This is a genomic window from Rhizobium etli 8C-3, assembly GCF_001908375.1.
Taxonomy (GTDB): Bacteria; Pseudomonadota; Alphaproteobacteria; order Rhizobiales; family Rhizobiaceae; genus Rhizobium; species Rhizobium etli_B.
The window spans coordinates 914304-931429 of sequence record NZ_CP017241.1; the positions used below are offsets into that span (position 1 = coordinate 914304).

Sequence of the window (17126 nt, forward strand, 5' to 3'; positions counted from 1 at the left end):
GTGATATCGCCCAGTTCACCTAAGATGACTTGATTATTTCACAGCTTTCCGTCATATGGCCCGCCGTCGCCATGATGGCGGCTTCTGCGGATGCTCGATGATGGCCGCCCTTGCTTGAAAAGTTTCGGTCAGCCTGCATGTTCGGAGTTGTCTTGTCGATCGAAGGATTGGTGACTGCGATGCGGTTGAGCAGAATGCATGGCCGGGTTATGACCGGATGCAGCTGGAGTTTCATGAACCTTCTTTCGCCTTCGGCAAGATCGAAGACTATTGGCCTTGGCGGCGCCGTGACGAGCGCCATTCCAATGAAAGGCTCTCGATGACAAGCGCAGGCATTGCGGGACCTGCCGGCGGCTGGAGCAACGACCGGTGATCACTGCCTATTGTTCAAATTGCAAATCGGTCGAAATACGTGACCTGTCGCACGCCGCCGAGTTTCCGGACGATGTGGTATGGATCGACATGCTGGAGCCATCCCGTGAGGAGGAACTCTATGTCGAAAAGATCATTGGCATCGAGGTTCCGACCCGCGACGATTTGAAGGATATCGAGCCGTCCGCACGCCTGTATACCGAGAATGATGCGGTCTACATGACGGCTTCGCTCGTCTGGAAAGCTGAGACAGAGGCGCCGACGCTGACGGATGTCGCCTTCATCCTCGTTGGAAACCGGTTGATCACCATCCGCTACGCTCATCCGAAATCCTTTGCCCTGTTCATCGCCGCCCTCCATCGCGTGCCGGAAGAGTGGCGGAGCGGTGCCGCGCTCCTTGCCAAGCTGCTCGAGACGATCGCCGACAGGACTGCAGAAATTTTAGAACTCTCGGTCGCCCGCATCGACATCCTTTCGACGCACGTTTTCGGCGACCGCGCCAGAAAGGTTCGCAAGCCCTCGAACTATCTCGAAGAAAAGCTTCGCGATATTGCCGGCCACCACCGCCTTGTCAGCAAGGTGCGTGATAGCCTGGCCTCGCTCTCACGTCTGATGACCTTCTTCTACACCATCCCCGCAGTTCAGAAGGACCAGGCGACGAAGGAACTGTCGCGCACCGTCTCGCGAGATATCCAGTCGCTGACGGAGCATGCTTCCTACATCGCCGGAAACATCACCTTCCTCCTCGACGCTTCGCTCGGCCTCATCAACATCGAGCAGAACTCGATCATCAAGATCTTCTCGATCGCATCCGTCGTCTTCTTGCCGCCCACCCTTGTCGCGTCCATTTACGGCATGAATTTCGAATTCATGCCGGAACTGCACTGGGTCGCAGGCTATCCCTCCTCGCTGGGCCTGATGGTGATGTCCGCCATCATTCCGTTTTTCTTTTTCCGATGGAAAGGCTGGCTCTAAGGAGCCTGTTGTCACTTCATGTCCGACGAAAGCCATTCACACGATCGCCACATGACGCCGCGCAAGCTCTTCTATCTTACGCTCGGCTCCGTCGGCGTCGTCTATGGAGATATCGGTACCAGCCCGCTTTATGCGTTCCGCGAAGCGCTGAAGCCGGTCGCGCACGATGGCATCACCCGTTTCGAGATCATCAGCCTCATCTCGCTGATGCTCTGGGCACTGACGATCATCGTCACCGTCAAGTACGTCCTGCTGCTGCTGCGCGCCGATAACGAAGGCGAAGGCGGCACACTCTCCCTGCTTGCCCTGTTGATGAAGACGGCGAACGGGCACTCCGCATTGCTGCTTACACTCGGCATGGCAGGTGCGGCTCTGTTTCTGGGCGACGCGATGATCACGCCGGCGCTGTCAGTTCTGTCTGCCGTGGAAGGCGTTAAGCTGATGGCCCCGAGCCTGTCGGCCTACATCGTGCCGATTTCGGCGGGCATTCTTGTCATGCTGTTCGTTTTCCAGTCGCACGGCACCGGCGCCATGGCCCGTTTTTTCGGACCGATCACCGCGCTCTGGTTCATCGTCATGGCCATTGCCGGCATTTCGCATATCTCCGACGACTACGGCATCCTGGCAGCCTTCAATCCGTATTATGCCGTCAGTTTCCTGTTCGAAGAGGGATTCTTCGGTATCGTTGTTCTGGGTGCGGTCTTCCTGACGGTCACCGGCGCCGAAGCGCTTTACGCCGACCTTGGGCATTTTGGCCGCCGCCCGATCCAATGGGCCTGGTTCGCGCTGGTCTATCCTGCGCTCGCGCTGAACTATCTCGGCCAGGGCGCACTCGTGCTCGGCAATCCGGAGGCGATGTCCGACCCCTTCTATCTCATGTTCCCCAAGTGGGCGCTGCCTTTCGCCGTCATTCTTGCGATGGCTGCAACGATCATCGCCAGCCAGGCTGTCATCACCGGCGCCTTTTCGCTCGTACGCCAGGGGATCAACCTCGGCTTCCTGCCGCGCATGGAGATCCTGTTCACATCGGAGACCAATACCGGGCAGATTTTCCTGCCCACCGTCAATACCGTGCTCTTCCTGGGCGTCATGTTCCTGGTCATCACCTTCCAGACGTCCGAGGCTCTTGCAACGGCTTACGGTATCTCGGTCACCGGCGCGATGGTCGTCACCACAATCATGGCCTTCGAATTCGTGCGCACGCGCTGGAACTGGTCGATTCCGACGGCAACGGTCGTTCTGTTGCCGCTGCTCTTGCTGGAACTGATCTTCCTCGGTGCCAACCTGCTCAAGATCCACGACGGCGGCTATATCCCGATCCTGATCGCCACCGCCTTCATCGTGGTCATGTGGACCTGGCGCCGCGGCACGGCGCTCCTCATGGAAAAGACCCGCCATACGGACATCCCGCTGCCTTCCTTTGTCAGTTCGATCGAGCGCAAGAGCGATCACTCGCCTGCACAAGTGCCGGGCACAGCGATTTTCCTCACCAGCGATCCGGAATCGGCGCCTGCAGCCCTGCTCCACAATCTGAAGCACAACCATGTCCTGCATGACCGCAACGTCATTTTGACGATCCGCACGGTCAACAAGCCGCGCGTTGCAAACTCAGAACGCTACAAGGTCGAGCAGGTTTCCGAGCGCTTCTCGCGTGTCGAACTGCTCTTCGGCTTCATGGAAACGCAGAACGTCTCCCAGGCGCTCGCGGCACTCAGAAAGACCGGGTTGAAGTTCGACATCATGACGACTTCCTTCTATCTCGGCCGGCGCAAGCTGGTGCCGGACGCGAAATCTGGAATGCCTTACTGGCAGGATCGACTCTATATCGCGCTCGCCAACGCAGCAGCGAACCCTTCCGACTACTTCCGCCTTCCGGCCAACCGCGTAGTCGAACTCGGCTCGCACGTCATCATCTGACACGCTTCCCAACCATTCTCCTTTCCGCCGGGGAGGAGACGCAAAACCGCGCGCGGATGAATTCTGGGACACTTCATTAACCAAGCATCAAGGTTAATGGGCGATTTTCGTCTGACTGTTGAAGCGTCCCGTGTCCGGAGTCAGGCGTTGCGTCGATATCGCGTTGTCCGCAGCAAGCTGCGTTCCCTTCCTCACCGCTGGATTTCACCCGCCATCTTCGGCATTTGCGGGTGGCTCGCATTCCCCACCATCGCATCGCATGCCGATCTCGCCGCCATGCTCGCCGGGCTTGATCAAAGCCGCGACAACTGGCGCATGGTCATGACGAATTCTCCGGCTGGCTCCATTCATCAGGCCGAACTCGCGTTCGCGGATCCGATCGTGACGGGAACGATTGCGGCCGGCGCGGGCATGGTTCTTGCGGATGGCCGCAAGCTTGCCTTTGTCGCGAAGGCCAAGGGTCACGAGGAGACGCCCGACGAAGAACGCGTCAACCGGGCAACCAAGAAGGGCCGCATCGTTGCCGTCGAGAAGATGCAGCCGCCGAAGGATTTCTCCGCCGGCTCCATTCTCCAGCGCACGCAACTGCTTTTCCAGCCGAGCTTCGACATCAAGGACAAATCCGCCTTCGCAAAACCGAAGATCATGGGCAAGGAGATCGAGATCGCCACCAATTTCTACAGGAAGCAGCCGGTCATGCCGGAGCCCGGCGTCCCGGCAATGCTTGCAGGCCTTGTCACAAGCAACAAGGCCGATGTGCTGGCGACCGCCTATGCGCCGCCGGCCCCGGACTATGCCCGGCAATCGCCCTTCGATTCGATCCTCGGCGATCGAGCTGATGACGGCCGCTTCGTGCCGCAGATCGGCGCGGGCGATCACCCATGGGCGGCGAGCATCCTGCCTGCCAGCGTTTTTTCGGCGCGCGAGCAGCAGTGCCTTGCATCCGGCATCTATTTCGAAGCTCGCGGCGAATCGGTAAAGGGGCAGGCCGCAGTCGCTCAGGTCATTCTCAACCGCGTCAGGAACCCGGCCTATCCGAAAACCATCTGCGGCGTCGTCTACCAGAACGAAGACTGGCGCAACCGCTGCCAGTTTTCCTTTGCCTGCGACAACATCCGCGATCGCGTCAACTCCGAAAATCACTGGCACGTTGCCCGCGACGTCGCCATGGCAGTCACGGCCGGCAAGATCTGGCTTCCGCAAGTCGGCTCCGCTACGCATTATCATGCCGTCTATGTCCGGCCGAAATGGGCAAGGACCATGGAAAAGGTCGGCCGTATCGGCCTGCACGTCTTCTATCGCACCTATGGCGGCGGCTGGAGCTGAGGAAAAGGCGATCCGGCAGCGGATTTCCCCGCCGATGATCGGCTTCGAAAGCGGATTCTTTCGCTCGAATTTTGAAGGCGGTTTGAAATCCGGATCAAGCTATTGATTCGGAACGCTAATTTTATGGCTGGACATAAGCTTCCTACGCCTTGACTATGGTTTCCCCTAAAACTATGTTGCGCGCGACTTCAGAACGGGCCGAAAGGTTTTTCAGACCTTGTGTCCGTTGTCCTGAAAACCGGGGTAGCGGGGATCGCGGACAGCGGAAGACGAGGAGGAAGCCATGGCGGATGACCGCGAGGAAAGTCTAGAAAAGCGCCGTGCGCAGCTGGGAGCCAAGCTCAAAGCCAAGCGCATAGATGCGGGAGAGGACGAGGCGAACGAAGCCCGCGCCGAGGTAAGCCGCAAAGGTTATGCTGAGGCGATGAAGCTTTCGAGCGAGTTCATTTCCGCCATCATCGTCGGTGCCCTTCTTGGCTATCTTTTGGACCGTTTTGTCGGCACGGCGCCTTGGGGGTTGATTGTTCTTCTGCTTCTCGGATTCTGTGCCGGTGTTTTGAACGTTCTTCGTGCTGCAGGCAAGGTTGCAAAACCAGAGCCTGGAGAGGCCGAAAACGGCAAGAAATAGGGCAGGGTGCCAGGCGCTTTGTCCAGTGTGATGATCCCGCAGTCGCGGGCCAAAGAAGAGAGAACAAGCGGTGTCTAACGATCCGACCCATCAGTTCCTGATCCAGAAGATTGTGCCGATCGAAATCGGCGGGATTGATTTCTCGTTTACCAACGCTTCTCTCTTCATGGCGGCATCTGCTGCCGTTGCTGCAGGCTTCCTTTATTTCTCGACGTCGAATCGCGCGATTGTTCCTGGCCGCTCGCAGTCGGTCGCGGAAATGTCTTACGAATTCATCGCAGGAATGCTGAAGGAAGGCGCAGGAACCAAGGGGATGAAGTTCTTCCCGCTGGTCTTTTCGCTCTTCATGTTCGTACTGACGGCAAACCTGCTTGGCATGTTCCCGTATTTCTTCACGGTGACGAGCCAGATCATCGTCACCTTCGCCTTGGCGCTGCTCGTCATCGGCACGGTTCTCGTCTACGGCTTCTATAAGCACGGCTTCCATTTCCTGAATGTCTTCGTGCCCTCGGGCGTGCCGGGCATTCTTCTGCCGCTGGTGGTGACGATCGAAATCATCTCCTTCCTGTCCCGCCCCATTTCACTTTCCGTTCGTCTTTTCGCCAACATGCTCGCCGGTCACATCACGCTGAAGGTGTTCGCAGGCTTCGTCGCCTCGCTTGGAGCCCTCGGTGCACTCGGTGTCGGCGGTGCCGTTCTTCCCCTCATCATGACGGTCGCCCTGACCGGTCTCGAGTTCCTCGTCGCCTTCCTCCAGGCTTACGTCTTTGCGGTGCTGACATGCATGTACCTCAACGACGCAGTTCATCCGGGTGGCCACTAAGGATACCGACATTGACGTCAACGGGCGTCAGTCAATTCGCCGCAACAACCATTTCAAAGGAGTTCAACATGGAAGCGGAAGCAGCAAAGTTCATCGGTGCAGGTCTGGCTTGCTTTGGTATGGCCGGTACGGCTCTCGGCCTCGGCAACATCTTCGGCAACTACCTCGCCGGCGCGCTGCGCAACCCGTCTGCTGCCGACAGCCAGTTCGGCCGTCTGGTCTTCGGCTTCGCCGTTACGGAAGCTCTGGGCATCTTCTCGCTGCTCGTCGCTCTCCTTCTGCTTTTCGCCGTCTAATATCGGTGAATTGAAGGATCACGGCCTGCGACCAGCAAGCCGTGATCCTTTGTATTTGCAGTACACCTGGAGGTGAGCATGTTTTTTGTGACCCCGGCCTATGCTCAAGAAGCTCCGGCGGGAACGGCAGAACCGGGTGCAGCGCCCGCCACGGACCCGCATGCCGCCCCGGCGCCGGGCGAGGTCCATACCGAGACCGGCGTTCCCGGTGGCGAGCATGGCGGCGGTGTTTTCCCGCCTTTCGATTCGTCGACTTACGCATCCCAGCTACTTTGGCTGGCGATCACCTTCGCCATTTTCTTCTTGCTCATGCAAAAGGTCATTACGCCGCGCATCGGCGGAATCCTCGAGCAGCGCCATAAGCGCATCTCGCAGGATCTCGACGAGGCAAGCCGTCTGAAGGCGGAAGCCGATGCCGACGTTGCAGCCTATGAAGCTGAACTCGCTGCGGCCCGCGCCAAGTCGAACTCGATCGGCTCTGCCGCGCGCGACGCCGCCAAGGCCAGGGCTGAAGAGGAGCGCCGCGCCGTCGAAGCCAGCCTCTCGGAGAAGCTGAAAGCTGCCGAGGGCCGCATCGCCGACATCAAGGCGAAGGCATTTGCAGACGTCGGAACGATCGCCGAGGAGACGGCCTCTGCCGTCATCGAACAGCTGATCGGCGGCACGGCCGTCAAGACAGACGTTGCCGCTGCTGTCGCAGCCGCCAAGAAGGAGGCTTGATCGATGGTACTTGATGCAACTTTCTTCGCCCTTGTCGGCCTCGTCCTGTTCCTGGCCCTCGTCGTCTATCTGAAGGTTCCGGGCATGATGGCAAAGTCGCTCGACGACCGCGCCGATCAGATCCGCAACGAGCTGGCCGAAGCCAAGCGCCTGCGCGAAGAGGCTCAGCATCTGCTGGCCGAATACCAGCGCAAGCGCAAGGAAGCGGAAGCGGAGGCTGCGCATATCGTCGCTGCCGCCGAGCGGGAAGCCGAGATGCTGACTGCCGACGCGAAGAAGAAGACGGAAGAGTTCGTCGCCAACCGGACGGCCCTTTCGGAACAGAAGATCAAGCAGGCGGAAGCAGATGCGATGAAAGCCGTCCGCTCGGCTGCCGTCGATCTGGCGATCGCCGCGGCTGAAACGGTTCTCGCCAAGAAGGCCGACGGCAAGATACAGGCCGACCTCTTCAAGGGCGCCGTCGGCGAAGTGAAGACGCGCTTGAACTGACGTTCCTTTCATGCGGATCTGGAAAGGCCCCGGCAACGGGGCTTTTTCTATTGGCGGCAATGCGACTTGCCGGTAGTCCTGGTGTTGAAGGATAGCAGGTTCCGGACCGATCTTGCGTGACGGGCTTTTATGGCGCGCCACGCGCCCGTGGAGTGCGGATGTGCATTCTCTTCTTGGGCACCTCGTGGGGTGCGGCTTTGCTTCAGCACCACGATCGGCAGGCTATGATGTGTATTTCGAGCGTGTGACATTTATCGAGGGCGATTGCGGCGACCTCGATAATGTCCAAACGCACTACGACACGGTACTGACTTCTGCGGCGCGATTGCTGCGCATCTACCACGATTGCTCGGCATCCTTTCCGAAGTCCGCTGAAGGCGCCTGGCAGCTCAACCCGAGACCGCCGCTTGAAGCCTTCATGGCGATTTTGCGCCGTACAACGTCGTCACCTGCAACGGCAAGGCGATAGGCATCATCGATTTCGAAGCGGCTCATCCCGGCCGAGACTGGGATATTGCCTATGCTGTCTATCGATGGGCGCCGCTGTCGAGACATATCGCGGGAGGCAGCATTGTCGCGACAGGAAGATCAAATCGTCCGTGCGAGGGACTTCCTCGACGCTTACGGCGTGTCGGCCGATCAACGCGCCGCTTTTCCCGATCTTGTCCTCGAGCGCTTGAAGGCGCTCGTCGCCTTCATGGAGAAGGAAGCGGCGCAGGGATCGGAAAGGTACCTCAAGGATATCGACGAGGGACATCATCGGCTTTTTGCCGCTGACATCGGCTACATCCGTGTTCATCGGCGCCGAATCGCGGCCGGGGTCATGGCCACTTGGTCAACCGGTTGCAAGCCGAAAGGTCGATCCTGCCACAAAGCCGCCGCCCGATGGTCGGCAGATCGCCTTCCTATTGCCGCAGCGAAATCGTCTGAGAGTCACATTGTCGCCGGATCGTTCCTCAACCCTAGCCGACGGCCAAGGCAGTATGTCGCCGTCCACGCCATCACAGAGGAATGAATATGATCACTCGTTACACCCCTGTTGCATCGTTGACCGCTGCAGCTCTCAGCTTGATGTTTCTCACCAACGCTGCCTCTGCTCAGCAGTCAGCTCCAGCGCAGCAACCGGTTCAAGGGTAACCAGAAAGCAAAGGCGCGGCCGCAACCGTCAGCGATCAGAAAATCGAGGCCTTTGCGGTCGCCTATCTCCAGGTTGACCAGCTCAGGCAGGAATACTCGGCCAAGATCGGAGCAACAAAGGACACGGCAGCGAAGCAACAGCTGCAGACCGAAGCCAGTAAGCAAATGGTTCAGGCCGTGGAAGCCTCTCCAGGAATCTCGCTCGATGAGTATAACTCAATCCTGACCGCCGCGCAGAACGATCCGGCGCTCGTCAAGAGAGTTCAGGAAAAGCTCCAGGAATCTGCCCCCGCCCAGCGCCCGCCCGCCACTGAGCAGTAAGCTGTGCGCCGGGACTGCACTGTGGTGGTGTTCTGGTTCCGTTGAAGCGGTTTGAATGACCGCTTCAATCATCACCTGCGAACGGAAATGCTGCTTCTGCTCACGGACGCCTTTGCAGCAGCATAAGCTGTTCCTCCAGAATTTCGTCCATTGCGTCGCCTTCGGTGCCGTTCTTCTTCAACGGCCGGAAGCTCATGCGGTGAAGCGAGCAGGGGCCATGCTGCTCGATGCCGGCGCGGTGCTGCGCCGTGCCGTAACCCACATGCGCGGCAAATCCGTAATCGGGGAAGACGGCATCTGCACGCGCCATCATCCGGTCGCGAGTCACCTTGGCAACGATGGAAGCGGCGGCGATTGAGACCGAGCGCGCGTCGCCCTTGACCACCGCTTGGCCCGGGCACTCCAGCCCCGGCGGTACGTCGAGGCCGTCGGTCAGCACGTAACGTGCAGGGATAGCAAGGCCGCAGATTGCCCGGCGCATGGCATCAAGGCTTGCCTTGCGGATATCCGTGAGGTCGATGTGTGTGGAACTCGACGATGCGATGGAAACCGTCGCTGTTGCGAGGATTTGGTCGAATAGTTGTTCGCGCCGTTGCGCCGAGAGCTGCTTGGAATCGTTCAGCCCGTCCGGGATACGCCTGGGATCGAGAATGACGGCTGCGGCGACGACAGGCCCGGCCAGAGGGCCGCGCCCTGCCTCATCGGCGCCAGCGACCGGCCAGTGACCGGCCTTGCGTGCTTTCAGTTCCAGCTTGAAGTCCGGAACGAGCGGCACCTCTTCAAAAAGCAGAGGAGAATCGGGTGACGTGCGAGGTTTCATGCGGCTGAACCTCGCACGCCAACCCGATTTCCTGCAAGCCCCCGGATCAGGGCGGCGCACCGGGGGCTCAGGCCGCGGAACGGATAGGGGAGCCGTCCGCGGCGCAAGAGGCCAGGGCGGCGGCCTCCTGCGGGATAACTCGTTGTGGCATCCTGGGGCGGCCCCCAGGGAATGCCTGTGTTCGGCCTAAAGCAGCTTAAGCTGCACGCCGCTGCCATCCGGCGGCACGAAAATATCGTCACGAAGCGGTATGCTGCGCCTCGTCATGCCGAGTCGTTTCGTCGCCATCTCGAATCGGCGGGCGAGCTGCCATGCATATGGGCCGGCGCCTTTCATGCGCTTGCCGAATTCGGCATCGTAATCCTTGCCGCCACGCATCGAGCGCACCAGCGACATGACGTGCCGGTAGCGATCCGGATAGTTCTGAAGCAGCCAGTCGCGGAAGAGCGGAGAGACTTCCAGCGGCAGGCGCAGGATCACGTAGCCCGCCTCCAGCGCACCGGCAACCTTTGCCGCCTCGAGTATGCGTTCCAGCTCGTGGTCGTTCAGCGCGGGGATCATCGGGGCAGCCATTACCGAAGTTGGAATGCCTGCCTCTGCCAGGGCCTGGATCGCCTCCAGCCGGCGTGGCGGCGTGGCGGCGCGCGGTTCCATCACACGGGCAAGCTTGCGGTCGAGCGTGGTTACCGAAAGCGCGGTACGCACAAGGCCCTTGGCGGCCATCTCCTGCAGGATATCGATATCGCGCAGAATCAGTGCCGACTTGGTGACGATCGAGACCGGATGGTTTGCCTTGTTCAGCACTTCGAGGATCTGCCGCATGATGCGCCATTCCTTCTCGATCGGCTGGTAGGGATCGGTATTGGTTCCGATGGCGATGACCCGCGGCTTGTAGCCGGGCCTGGCAAGCTCGCGCTCCAAAAGTTTGGCTGCATCCGGCTTGGCAAACAGCCTGGCTTCGAAATCGAGGCCTGCCGAAAGCCCCATATAGGCGTGCGTCGGCCGGGCGAAGCAGTAGATGCAGCCGTGTTCGCAGCCGCGATAGGGATTGATCGAACGGTCGAATGGAACGTCGGGCGATTCGTTGCGAGTGATCGCCGTGCGCGGCTTTTCGATCTGCACTTCGGTCTTGAAGGGCGGCAGTTCTTCCAGCGTCTGCCAGCCGTCGTCGAAGGCCTCGCGGTGTATCGGCTCGAAGCGCCCTCCAGGATTCAGTCCGGCAGCGCGGCCGCGGCGCCGGTCGGCCTCGATGCGAAGGCCGGAAGAGGCGATCATCGCTTCGGCAATATCCGCCGTATTGGCAGGCGCAAACGCAGCCTGCCCCGCAAGGGACTGTTTGTTCATCGGATTCTCCCGCGACGACGCGTTTGCATTCGCCCGTCTTGATGATTAAATTCCTATCGGCAAAAAGAGAACAATGCAAGAACAAAATGAGGAAAGTCACACTGGCAATTTCTGTGCGGCGCTTTATAAATAAACAATGTTGACGGTTGTTTTGGAGTGCCAGGATCAGGAGCCTGAACTGGCGCAGACTTTGTCGGTGCTGGTGGCGGGTGCAGTCGAAGGGCTTGTGAGCGATGTAGTCGTGCTCGATCACGGCTCGCGCGATGGTACATCGAAGGTGGCCGATGCGGCCGGGTGCCGCTTCCATTCACAATGGGACATCAAGGATGTATTGCGCTCGGCCCGGGGCGAGTGGCTGCTTTTCGTCGAACCCGGCGCCCGGCCGCAGGCTGGTTGGATAGACGAAATCGCCGAATATGTCGCCCTTAACAAAGTTCCGGCGCGTTTCACCGCCTCGCGCGGATACAGGCGCCCGTTTTTCCAGCGGGTAGGACGGTCGCTGCCGCCGTTGGAGCTCGGCCTTCTCCTGCCGAAAAAACACGCGATTGCCGCCGCAAGAAGCGGAATGCGCCTCTCGGAATTTGCCAAGGGGCAGAAACTGCGCAAGCTTTCCAGCGAACTGATTCCCTCCTGGGTCGCCCGCTCCGCACGATAGCGCACAAATTGTTCGGCATTCGTTCTAAAGATGGCGCCCGATACGATTTCGCGCTATAATTCAGTCATGGCCCCGCCCGAGCGCGCCTCGCCTCCTGGCGGTCCATGGAATGCCGATAGACGGCAGAACAGGTCACAGCGGAAGTCTCCTCTTCTGCCGGGTTTCCGGCGAAGGAGGTGCGTCATGAAACGCAATATGATCCGCGGCCTTTTGGCCGTCATATTGGCGACATTGGTGTTCGCGCATCCGCACTCGGCAGCATCGCAGATGATGCGCAGTTGCGCAGACCGATCCGAGATCGTCAAGTTTCTGGACAAGAACTTTGCCGAAAAGCTCACCGCGGTCGGTCTGATCAACCAGAATGCCATTCTTGAGGTCTATGCCGCCAAGAGCGGCACCTGGACACTCATCGTCACGGATGTGCACGGCGTCAGCTGCTTTCTTCTGTCGGGTGACAGCTGGGAAACGATACCCGTTCCGCCGGGCCTCGATACATAGCGCAATCAGGCGGCCGCCGCCATCTCGCGCCGGGGCAGCAGTCTACTTGCCCAGGCCGCGCTTCATGTGCTCGTCGAGCCGCGGCATGATCTCCACGAAATTGCAGGGCATGTGGCGGTAGTCGAGCTGCGCCTTCAAGATGCCGTCCCAGGCGTCCTTGCAGGCACCGGGCGAGCCTGGGAGCACAAAGACGAAGGTAGCCTTGGCAACCCCTGCCGTTGCCCGTGATTGGATCGTGGATGTGCCGATCTTGTCGTAGGAGAGGCGGTGGAAGACAGCCGAAAAGCCATCCATGCGCTTTTCGAAAAGCGGCTCCAGCGCCTCGGGCGTGACGTCGCGGCCGGTCAGGCCGGTGCCGCCGGTGGTGATCACGACGTCGATGCCGTCGGCCTCCGTCCAGGCGTTGACCTTTGCTGCGATGGCCGCCTTGTCGTCGCGCACGATCGCGCGGTCCATCAGCTTGTGGCCGGCCTCGGCGATCCGCGCCACGAGCGTGTCGCCGGACTTGTCGTTCTCCAGCGTGCGCGTGTCCGAAACCGTCAGCACGGCGATGCCGACGGGAATGAACGGCCGCCGTTCATCGATACCTGCCATTACCTGCCTCCACAGAGCGTTTCCGTTGCCTGGAAATACCAGTCGGGCCGGTCGCTGTGAAGCTTTGCCGCGGCCGCTCGGGCTGTTTCGATCGAATCGAAGATGCCGAAACAGGTTGCGCCGGAGCCGGACATGCGGACAAGGCTTGCGCCTGCGTTCTTCAACGCAGCCGACACATCTTCGATCTCGGGAACAAGCCTGCGGGCAGGCGGCTCGAGATCGTTCCGGTTGGCCCTGATCGCCGCCAGCCAATCGCTGCCCCGCAAGGCAAGCGGCGGGTTGTTCTTGGCCGTCAGCAGCCGGAAGATCTCGGGCGTCGAGACCGCCTTCAGCGGATTGGCGAGCACGATTGCAAAAGAGGGCAAGGCAACGGGCTCGATCTGTTCGCCAATCCCGCGCGCAATCAGCGGCCGGTTCGCAAGGCACATGGGTACGTCGGCGCCAAGCCTGAGAGCGATCGTTGACAGCCTGCCGCCGGGCAGGCGGAGGCTCCAAAGCCGAATGAGACCGCGCAGGGCGGCTGCCGCATCCGCCGAACCGCCGCCGATACCGGAGGCGATCGGAAGGTTCTTTTCGAGATGAATATGGACCGGCGGTGCATGGTGGCCCTGCGCCACCGCCGCCTGCCGAAGCATGTCGCGCGCCTTGAGCACCAGATTGCCGCGGGAATCGATGTCGAGAGCGGCGCCGAATCGTCCGCTGATCGTGAATTGATCCGATGGCGAAGCTTCAAAGCCCAGCCTGTCGCCGTGGCCGGCAAAGGTCACCAGCATGTCCAGCAGATGATAGCCGTCGGCTTTCTGGCCCGTCACGTGCAGGGCCAGATTGATCTTAGCAGGAGCATTCTCGGTAACCGCAAAGCTGCCGCTCATGCCCGCATCCGGCATGGATTGTCAGGACTTCTTGTCGGCCGGCGGCGGCGTAACAGGCACCGGATCCGGCTGCTTCTTGTCGGCCGCCTTGGCGTCGTCGTTGTCCGTCGTCAGGCCGTTGGCAATCTTGTCCTTGATTCTCGGAATTTCGGTCTCTTCCGGTGCCGAACTCAGCGCCCGGTTCCACTGATAAACAGCCTCGAGCTTGCGTCCGACGCGCCAGTAGGCGTCGCCCAGGTGGTCATTGATCGTCGCATCACCGGCCTTGATCTCGGCGGCCTTTTCCAGTTCGGCAACGGCGTCGTCGTAACGGTTCAGGCGGTAATAGGCCCAGCCGAGCGAATCGATGATGTAGCCGTCGTCCGGACGCAGGTCGACGGCCTTCTTGATCATCGTCAGGCCTTCGTCGAGGTTGCGGTTCATGTCGATCCACGAATAGCCGAGATAGTTCAGAACCTGCGGCTGATCCGGATTGAGATCGAGCGCCTTGCGGAAGTTCGGCTCGGCCTTGTCCCACTTCTTCAGGCGCTCATAGGCGATACCGCGCTGGAAGAAGACCGTCCAGTCGGCGCGGCGCGGCAGCGGGCCAATCACCTCCACCGCCTTGTCGTAGTTCTCCGCCATTTCCGCATAGTCCTTGGCGTCGGAAAGCACGCTGCCATAGGCAAGATAAGAGCGGATGTCCTTCGGGTCGGAAACGATCAGCGCCTTGAGGTGTTTGCGTGCCTCGTCGGTCTTGCCGCCCTGTGCCAGGGCAAGACCGAGCTGAAGCTCCGAAATGCGTCGCATCGGCGAGTTTTCCGGCACGCGCCTGTAGAATTCGATGGCACGGTCCGTCTGTTCCTGTTTTTCAGCAATGCCGCCGAGAAGGACCAGCGTATCGGCGCTGTTCGGGTCAAGCGCATTTGCCGTCTGCAGATAGAGCGAGACGATGTCTTCGGCCCCGTCGCGGTTCAACGCGCTGCCGATGGAGAAAAGCACGGCGGCAGCGCCCTGGGCTGCGTTACGCACCTGCTGTTCCGGCTTTTCGCCCTTCTCTATGCTCTGACGCAGCGCATTCAGCGGCGCATAGTTGGGCAGCATGTTGTCACCGACCGAGATTGCGTCGAGCGCCTTCTGCCTGTTGCCCTGGGATGCTTCCAGGCGGGCAAGCGCCATGACAGAGCGCATGAAGGTGTCGGGTGCCGTGGCGCCGCCATCCTTGTCCAGAACCGCATCGTTCAGATGCTTGCGCGCGGCCGCCACGTTGCCGGTTACGATCGCAATTGCGCCTGCATGATAGTTCTGGAAAATCCCGAACCATTCGGGGCCTTTCATCTTCTCGACCATCGAAAGAGCTTCCTTGTTGCGGCCGGCGCCAGCGCGCGCCCAGGCAAGCAAAAGGTCGTTCATCATGCGGTCGAGGTCGTTCGGGCCGTCATATTTCAAAATAGCTTCGGCGGTCTTGAACTCGCCGCGGCGCATCGCGTCCATGCTGCGCACGACGGTGGTGATGCGCTCGACGGAAGGATCCTTCTTCAGGTCGTTGGCATATTTCACGCCATCTTCGATATTGCCGTTCAAAAGCAGCGAGATCATCAGGCGCTGGCGGATCTCCGGGTTACCCGGCTCGATCTGGAGGGCTTTCTTGTAGAGCTCGATTGCGGTCTTGTAGTCATGATCGACATCGGCCGTGCGGGCAGCGAGAAATGCGCCTGCAAAAGTACTGACCGTATCCGGGTCGAAGATCACGTTCTTGCTGCCATCGTCCGACTTGGCCGCTTCTTCGGCATTCACGCCGCCAAGCGCGCCGAGCGAAAGGACCGCTGCAAGGGCTGCGCTTGAAAGAAGACGGATGGCATTTCTCTGCCGCATTAGAAAACCTTTCATCAGGGCAGCCGGTTCATCCGGCCGGCTGCGAGATCAGTTGAAAAGACTGATTCACAATAGGATGGCTTTTTTGAAGCGGCCCTGCAAGAAAATCAGCCCACGATCAAGGAGCTTTGATCAGTTGACCCGCTCGATGCAGAAATCGATCACTTCCATAAGCGCCGATTTCCAGGCCGTTTCGGGCAGCGGCGCCAGTGCGTCGCGGGCGATCGTGCCGTAATGAACGGCCCGCGAGATCGTGTCGTTCAGCGTGCCGTATTTGGTGATCAGGCCGAGGGCTTTTTCCAGGTTCGCATCGGTGCTGTTGCCGCCTTCGATGGCATCGCGCCAGAAGGCGCGCTCGGCCTGTGTTCCGCGGCGATAGGCCAGGATGACGGGAAGCGTGATCTTGCCTTCGCGGAAGTCGTCGCCGACATTCTTGCCGAGATCGGCAGCCTTGCCGCCGTAATCCAGCGCGTCATCGACAAGCTGGAAGGCGAGACCGAGATTCATACCGTAGGATTTCAGCGCATTTCGGCCTGATTTTCCGGCGTCTGCGACGATCGGGCCGACTTCGCAAGCAGCGGCAAAGAGCGCTGCCGTCTTGGCCCGGATGACGGAAAGATAGTCGTCCTCCGTCGTCTCCATGTTCTTGGCGACCGAAAGCTGCAGCACTTCCCCTTCGGCAATGACGCAGGCGGCGGACGAAAGGACATCGAGCGCATCGAGTGAGCCGACATCCACCATCATGCGGAAGGCCTGGCCGAGCAGGAAGTCGCCAACAAGAACACTCGCCTGGTTGCCCCAGATCGTGCGCGCCGTTGATTTGCCTCGGCGCAGATTGCTTTCGTCGACGACGTCGTCATGCAGCAGCGTTGCCGTGTGCATGAACTCGACGCTGGTCGCGAGCTTGACATGGTTTTCGCCTCTATAGTCGAAGAGACAGGCAGATGCCAGCGTGAGCATCGGGCGCAGGCGCTTGCCGCCGGAAGAGATCAGGTGGTTTGCGACCTCCGGAATCATCTGCACGTCGGAACCGGCCTTCGAAAGGATAAGCTGGTTGACCCGCTCCATGTCCGCCCGTGTCAGATCGACCAGCGGCTTGACGGATGCCAGTTTGTTTTTGCTTTCTTCAAGCGGTATGACCACGCCCAACGACCCGGACTCCTGTTCATTCTTTGGGATTGACAATAGAAAGGGCAGATTGACGCGGCAAGGGGTGAATTGTCGCGCAACACAGAATTGAAAGGGAATTGATCGCAAATGCATGAACTTATCCGCGCCAATGACCCTGTTCTATTGTCCTATGCGCAGAGTCTTCTGAAGGATGCGGGGATTCACTGCTTTGTCGCAGATCAGGATATGAGCATTCTCGAGGGCTCGCTCGGCATGCTGCCGCGCCGTCTGCTCGTCGAGGAGGAGCGAGCCGATCAGGCCCGCCGCATCCTGACGGATGCCGGTCTCGCCGGCGAATTGCGCATCGCGAAATGA

The 17126-nt window shown here is 60.1% G+C and carries 19 protein-coding genes and 1 pseudogene; 14 read left to right on the forward strand and 6 right to left on the reverse strand.

Features of this window, described 5'->3' with window-relative positions:
- The first annotated feature begins 369 nt into the window (after window positions 1-369).
- From AM571_RS04600 to AM571_RS04650, 11 genes and pseudogenes are all read left to right on the forward strand, one after another.
- Window positions 370-1347, forward strand: coding sequence for a magnesium transporter CorA family protein (locus AM571_RS04600; protein WP_074060393.1), 978 nt, complete (start codon window positions 370-372; stop codon window positions 1345-1347).
- A gap of 18 nt (window positions 1348-1365) precedes the next feature.
- On the forward strand, window positions 1366-3264 hold the full coding sequence (locus AM571_RS04605) for a potassium transporter Kup (RefSeq protein WP_074060394.1): 1899 nt from the start codon (window positions 1366-1368) through the stop codon (window positions 3262-3264).
- Between the two features lie 147 nt (window positions 3265-3411).
- Complete coding sequence (locus AM571_RS04610; RefSeq protein ID WP_074060395.1) at window positions 3412-4590, forward strand: cell wall hydrolase; 1179 nt, start codon at window positions 3412-3414, stop codon at window positions 4588-4590.
- A 283-nt stretch (window positions 4591-4873) separates the two neighbouring features.
- Window positions 4874-5218, forward strand: a complete 345-nt coding sequence (locus AM571_RS04615) for an AtpZ/AtpI family protein (RefSeq protein ID WP_074060396.1) — start codon at window positions 4874-4876, stop codon at window positions 5216-5218.
- A gap of 70 nt (window positions 5219-5288) precedes the next feature.
- Window positions 5289-6041, forward strand: a complete 753-nt coding sequence (locus AM571_RS04620; protein ID WP_074060397.1) for a F0F1 ATP synthase subunit A — start codon at window positions 5289-5291, stop codon at window positions 6039-6041.
- Window positions 6042-6109: 68 nt separating this feature from the next.
- Window positions 6110-6337, forward strand: a complete 228-nt coding sequence (locus AM571_RS04625) for a F0F1 ATP synthase subunit C (RefSeq protein ID WP_027507791.1) — start codon at window positions 6110-6112, stop codon at window positions 6335-6337.
- A gap of 78 nt (window positions 6338-6415) precedes the next feature.
- Window positions 6416-7057 carry a F0F1 ATP synthase subunit B gene (locus AM571_RS04630; RefSeq protein ID WP_074060398.1) on the forward strand — a complete coding sequence of 214 codons (642 nt, stop codon included), beginning with the start codon at window positions 6416-6418 and terminating at the stop codon, window positions 7055-7057.
- A gap of 3 nt (window positions 7058-7060) precedes the next feature.
- A complete protein-coding gene (locus AM571_RS04635; protein WP_074060399.1) occupies window positions 7061-7546 on the forward strand; it encodes a F0F1 ATP synthase subunit B in 486 nt (161 codons plus the stop codon).
- Between the two features lie 160 nt (window positions 7547-7706).
- The gene (locus tag AM571_RS37260; protein ID WP_237358530.1) at window positions 7707-8015 is read left to right on the forward strand and encodes a hypothetical protein; all 309 of its coding nucleotides are present in this window, start codon (window positions 7707-7709) and stop codon (window positions 8013-8015) included.
- Between the two features lie 102 nt (window positions 8016-8117).
- Entirely contained in the window at window positions 8118-8561 is a 444-nt protein-coding gene (locus tag AM571_RS37270) for a hypothetical protein (protein WP_074060400.1), read from the forward strand.
- Between the two features lie 2 nt (window positions 8562-8563).
- Window positions 8564-9004 (forward strand): annotated as a pseudogene (locus tag AM571_RS04650) (DUF4168 domain-containing protein).
- A gap of 100 nt (window positions 9005-9104) precedes the next feature.
- Here the strand turns inward: AM571_RS04650 and AM571_RS04655 are convergent.
- Together AM571_RS04655 and AM571_RS04660 are read right to left on the reverse strand one after the other, a co-directional pair.
- Window positions 9105-9824 (reverse strand): ribonuclease HII, encoded by a 720-nt coding sequence (locus AM571_RS04655; protein ID WP_074060401.1) that lies wholly within the window; start codon window positions 9822-9824, stop codon window positions 9105-9107.
- A gap of 186 nt (window positions 9825-10010) precedes the next feature.
- The gene (locus AM571_RS04660) at window positions 10011-11168 is read right to left on the reverse strand and encodes a PA0069 family radical SAM protein (protein WP_074060402.1); all 1158 of its coding nucleotides are present in this window, start codon (window positions 11166-11168) and stop codon (window positions 10011-10013) included.
- A 136-nt stretch (window positions 11169-11304) separates the two neighbouring features.
- Between AM571_RS04660 and AM571_RS04665 the strand changes: the two genes are divergently transcribed.
- Together AM571_RS04665 and AM571_RS04670 are read left to right on the forward strand one after the other, a co-directional pair.
- The gene (locus AM571_RS04665) at window positions 11305-11823 is read left to right on the forward strand and encodes a glycosyl transferase (protein WP_074060403.1); all 519 of its coding nucleotides are present in this window, start codon (window positions 11305-11307) and stop codon (window positions 11821-11823) included.
- 183 nt (window positions 11824-12006) lie between these two features.
- Window positions 12007-12321: a hypothetical protein gene (locus AM571_RS04670; RefSeq protein WP_074060404.1), complete on the forward strand. Its 315-nt coding sequence runs from the start codon at window positions 12007-12009 to the stop codon at window positions 12319-12321.
- A 42-nt stretch (window positions 12322-12363) separates the two neighbouring features.
- Here the strand turns inward: AM571_RS04670 and moaB are convergent, their stop codons facing one another.
- The 4 genes from moaB to AM571_RS04690 all read right to left on the reverse strand — a co-directional run bounded on the left by moaB (window position 12364) and on the right by AM571_RS04690 (window position 16790).
- Window positions 12364-12915, reverse strand: a complete 552-nt coding sequence (gene moaB / locus AM571_RS04675; protein WP_074060405.1) for a molybdenum cofactor biosynthesis protein B — start codon at window positions 12913-12915, stop codon at window positions 12364-12366.
- Window positions 12915-13802, reverse strand: a complete 888-nt coding sequence (locus tag AM571_RS04680; protein ID WP_074060406.1) for a 4-(cytidine 5'-diphospho)-2-C-methyl-D-erythritol kinase — start codon at window positions 13800-13802, stop codon at window positions 12915-12917. Before AM571_RS04680 ends, moaB begins: the two co-directional genes overlap by 1 nt.
- Window positions 13803-13808: 6 nt before the next feature.
- Window positions 13809-15641: a tetratricopeptide repeat protein gene (locus AM571_RS04685; RefSeq protein ID WP_074060407.1), complete on the reverse strand. Its 1833-nt coding sequence runs from the start codon at window positions 15639-15641 to the stop codon at window positions 13809-13811.
- A gap of 132 nt (window positions 15642-15773) precedes the next feature.
- Window positions 15774-16790 carry a polyprenyl synthetase family protein gene (locus AM571_RS04690; RefSeq protein WP_074060408.1) on the reverse strand — a complete coding sequence of 339 codons (1017 nt, stop codon included), beginning with the start codon at window positions 16788-16790 and terminating at the stop codon, window positions 15774-15776.
- A 108-nt stretch (window positions 16791-16898) separates the two neighbouring features.
- On the opposite strand from AM571_RS04690, the gene AM571_RS04695 reads away from it, so the two are divergent.
- A complete protein-coding gene (locus AM571_RS04695) occupies window positions 16899-17126 on the forward strand; it encodes a DUF2007 domain-containing protein (protein WP_028739850.1) in 228 nt (75 codons plus the stop codon).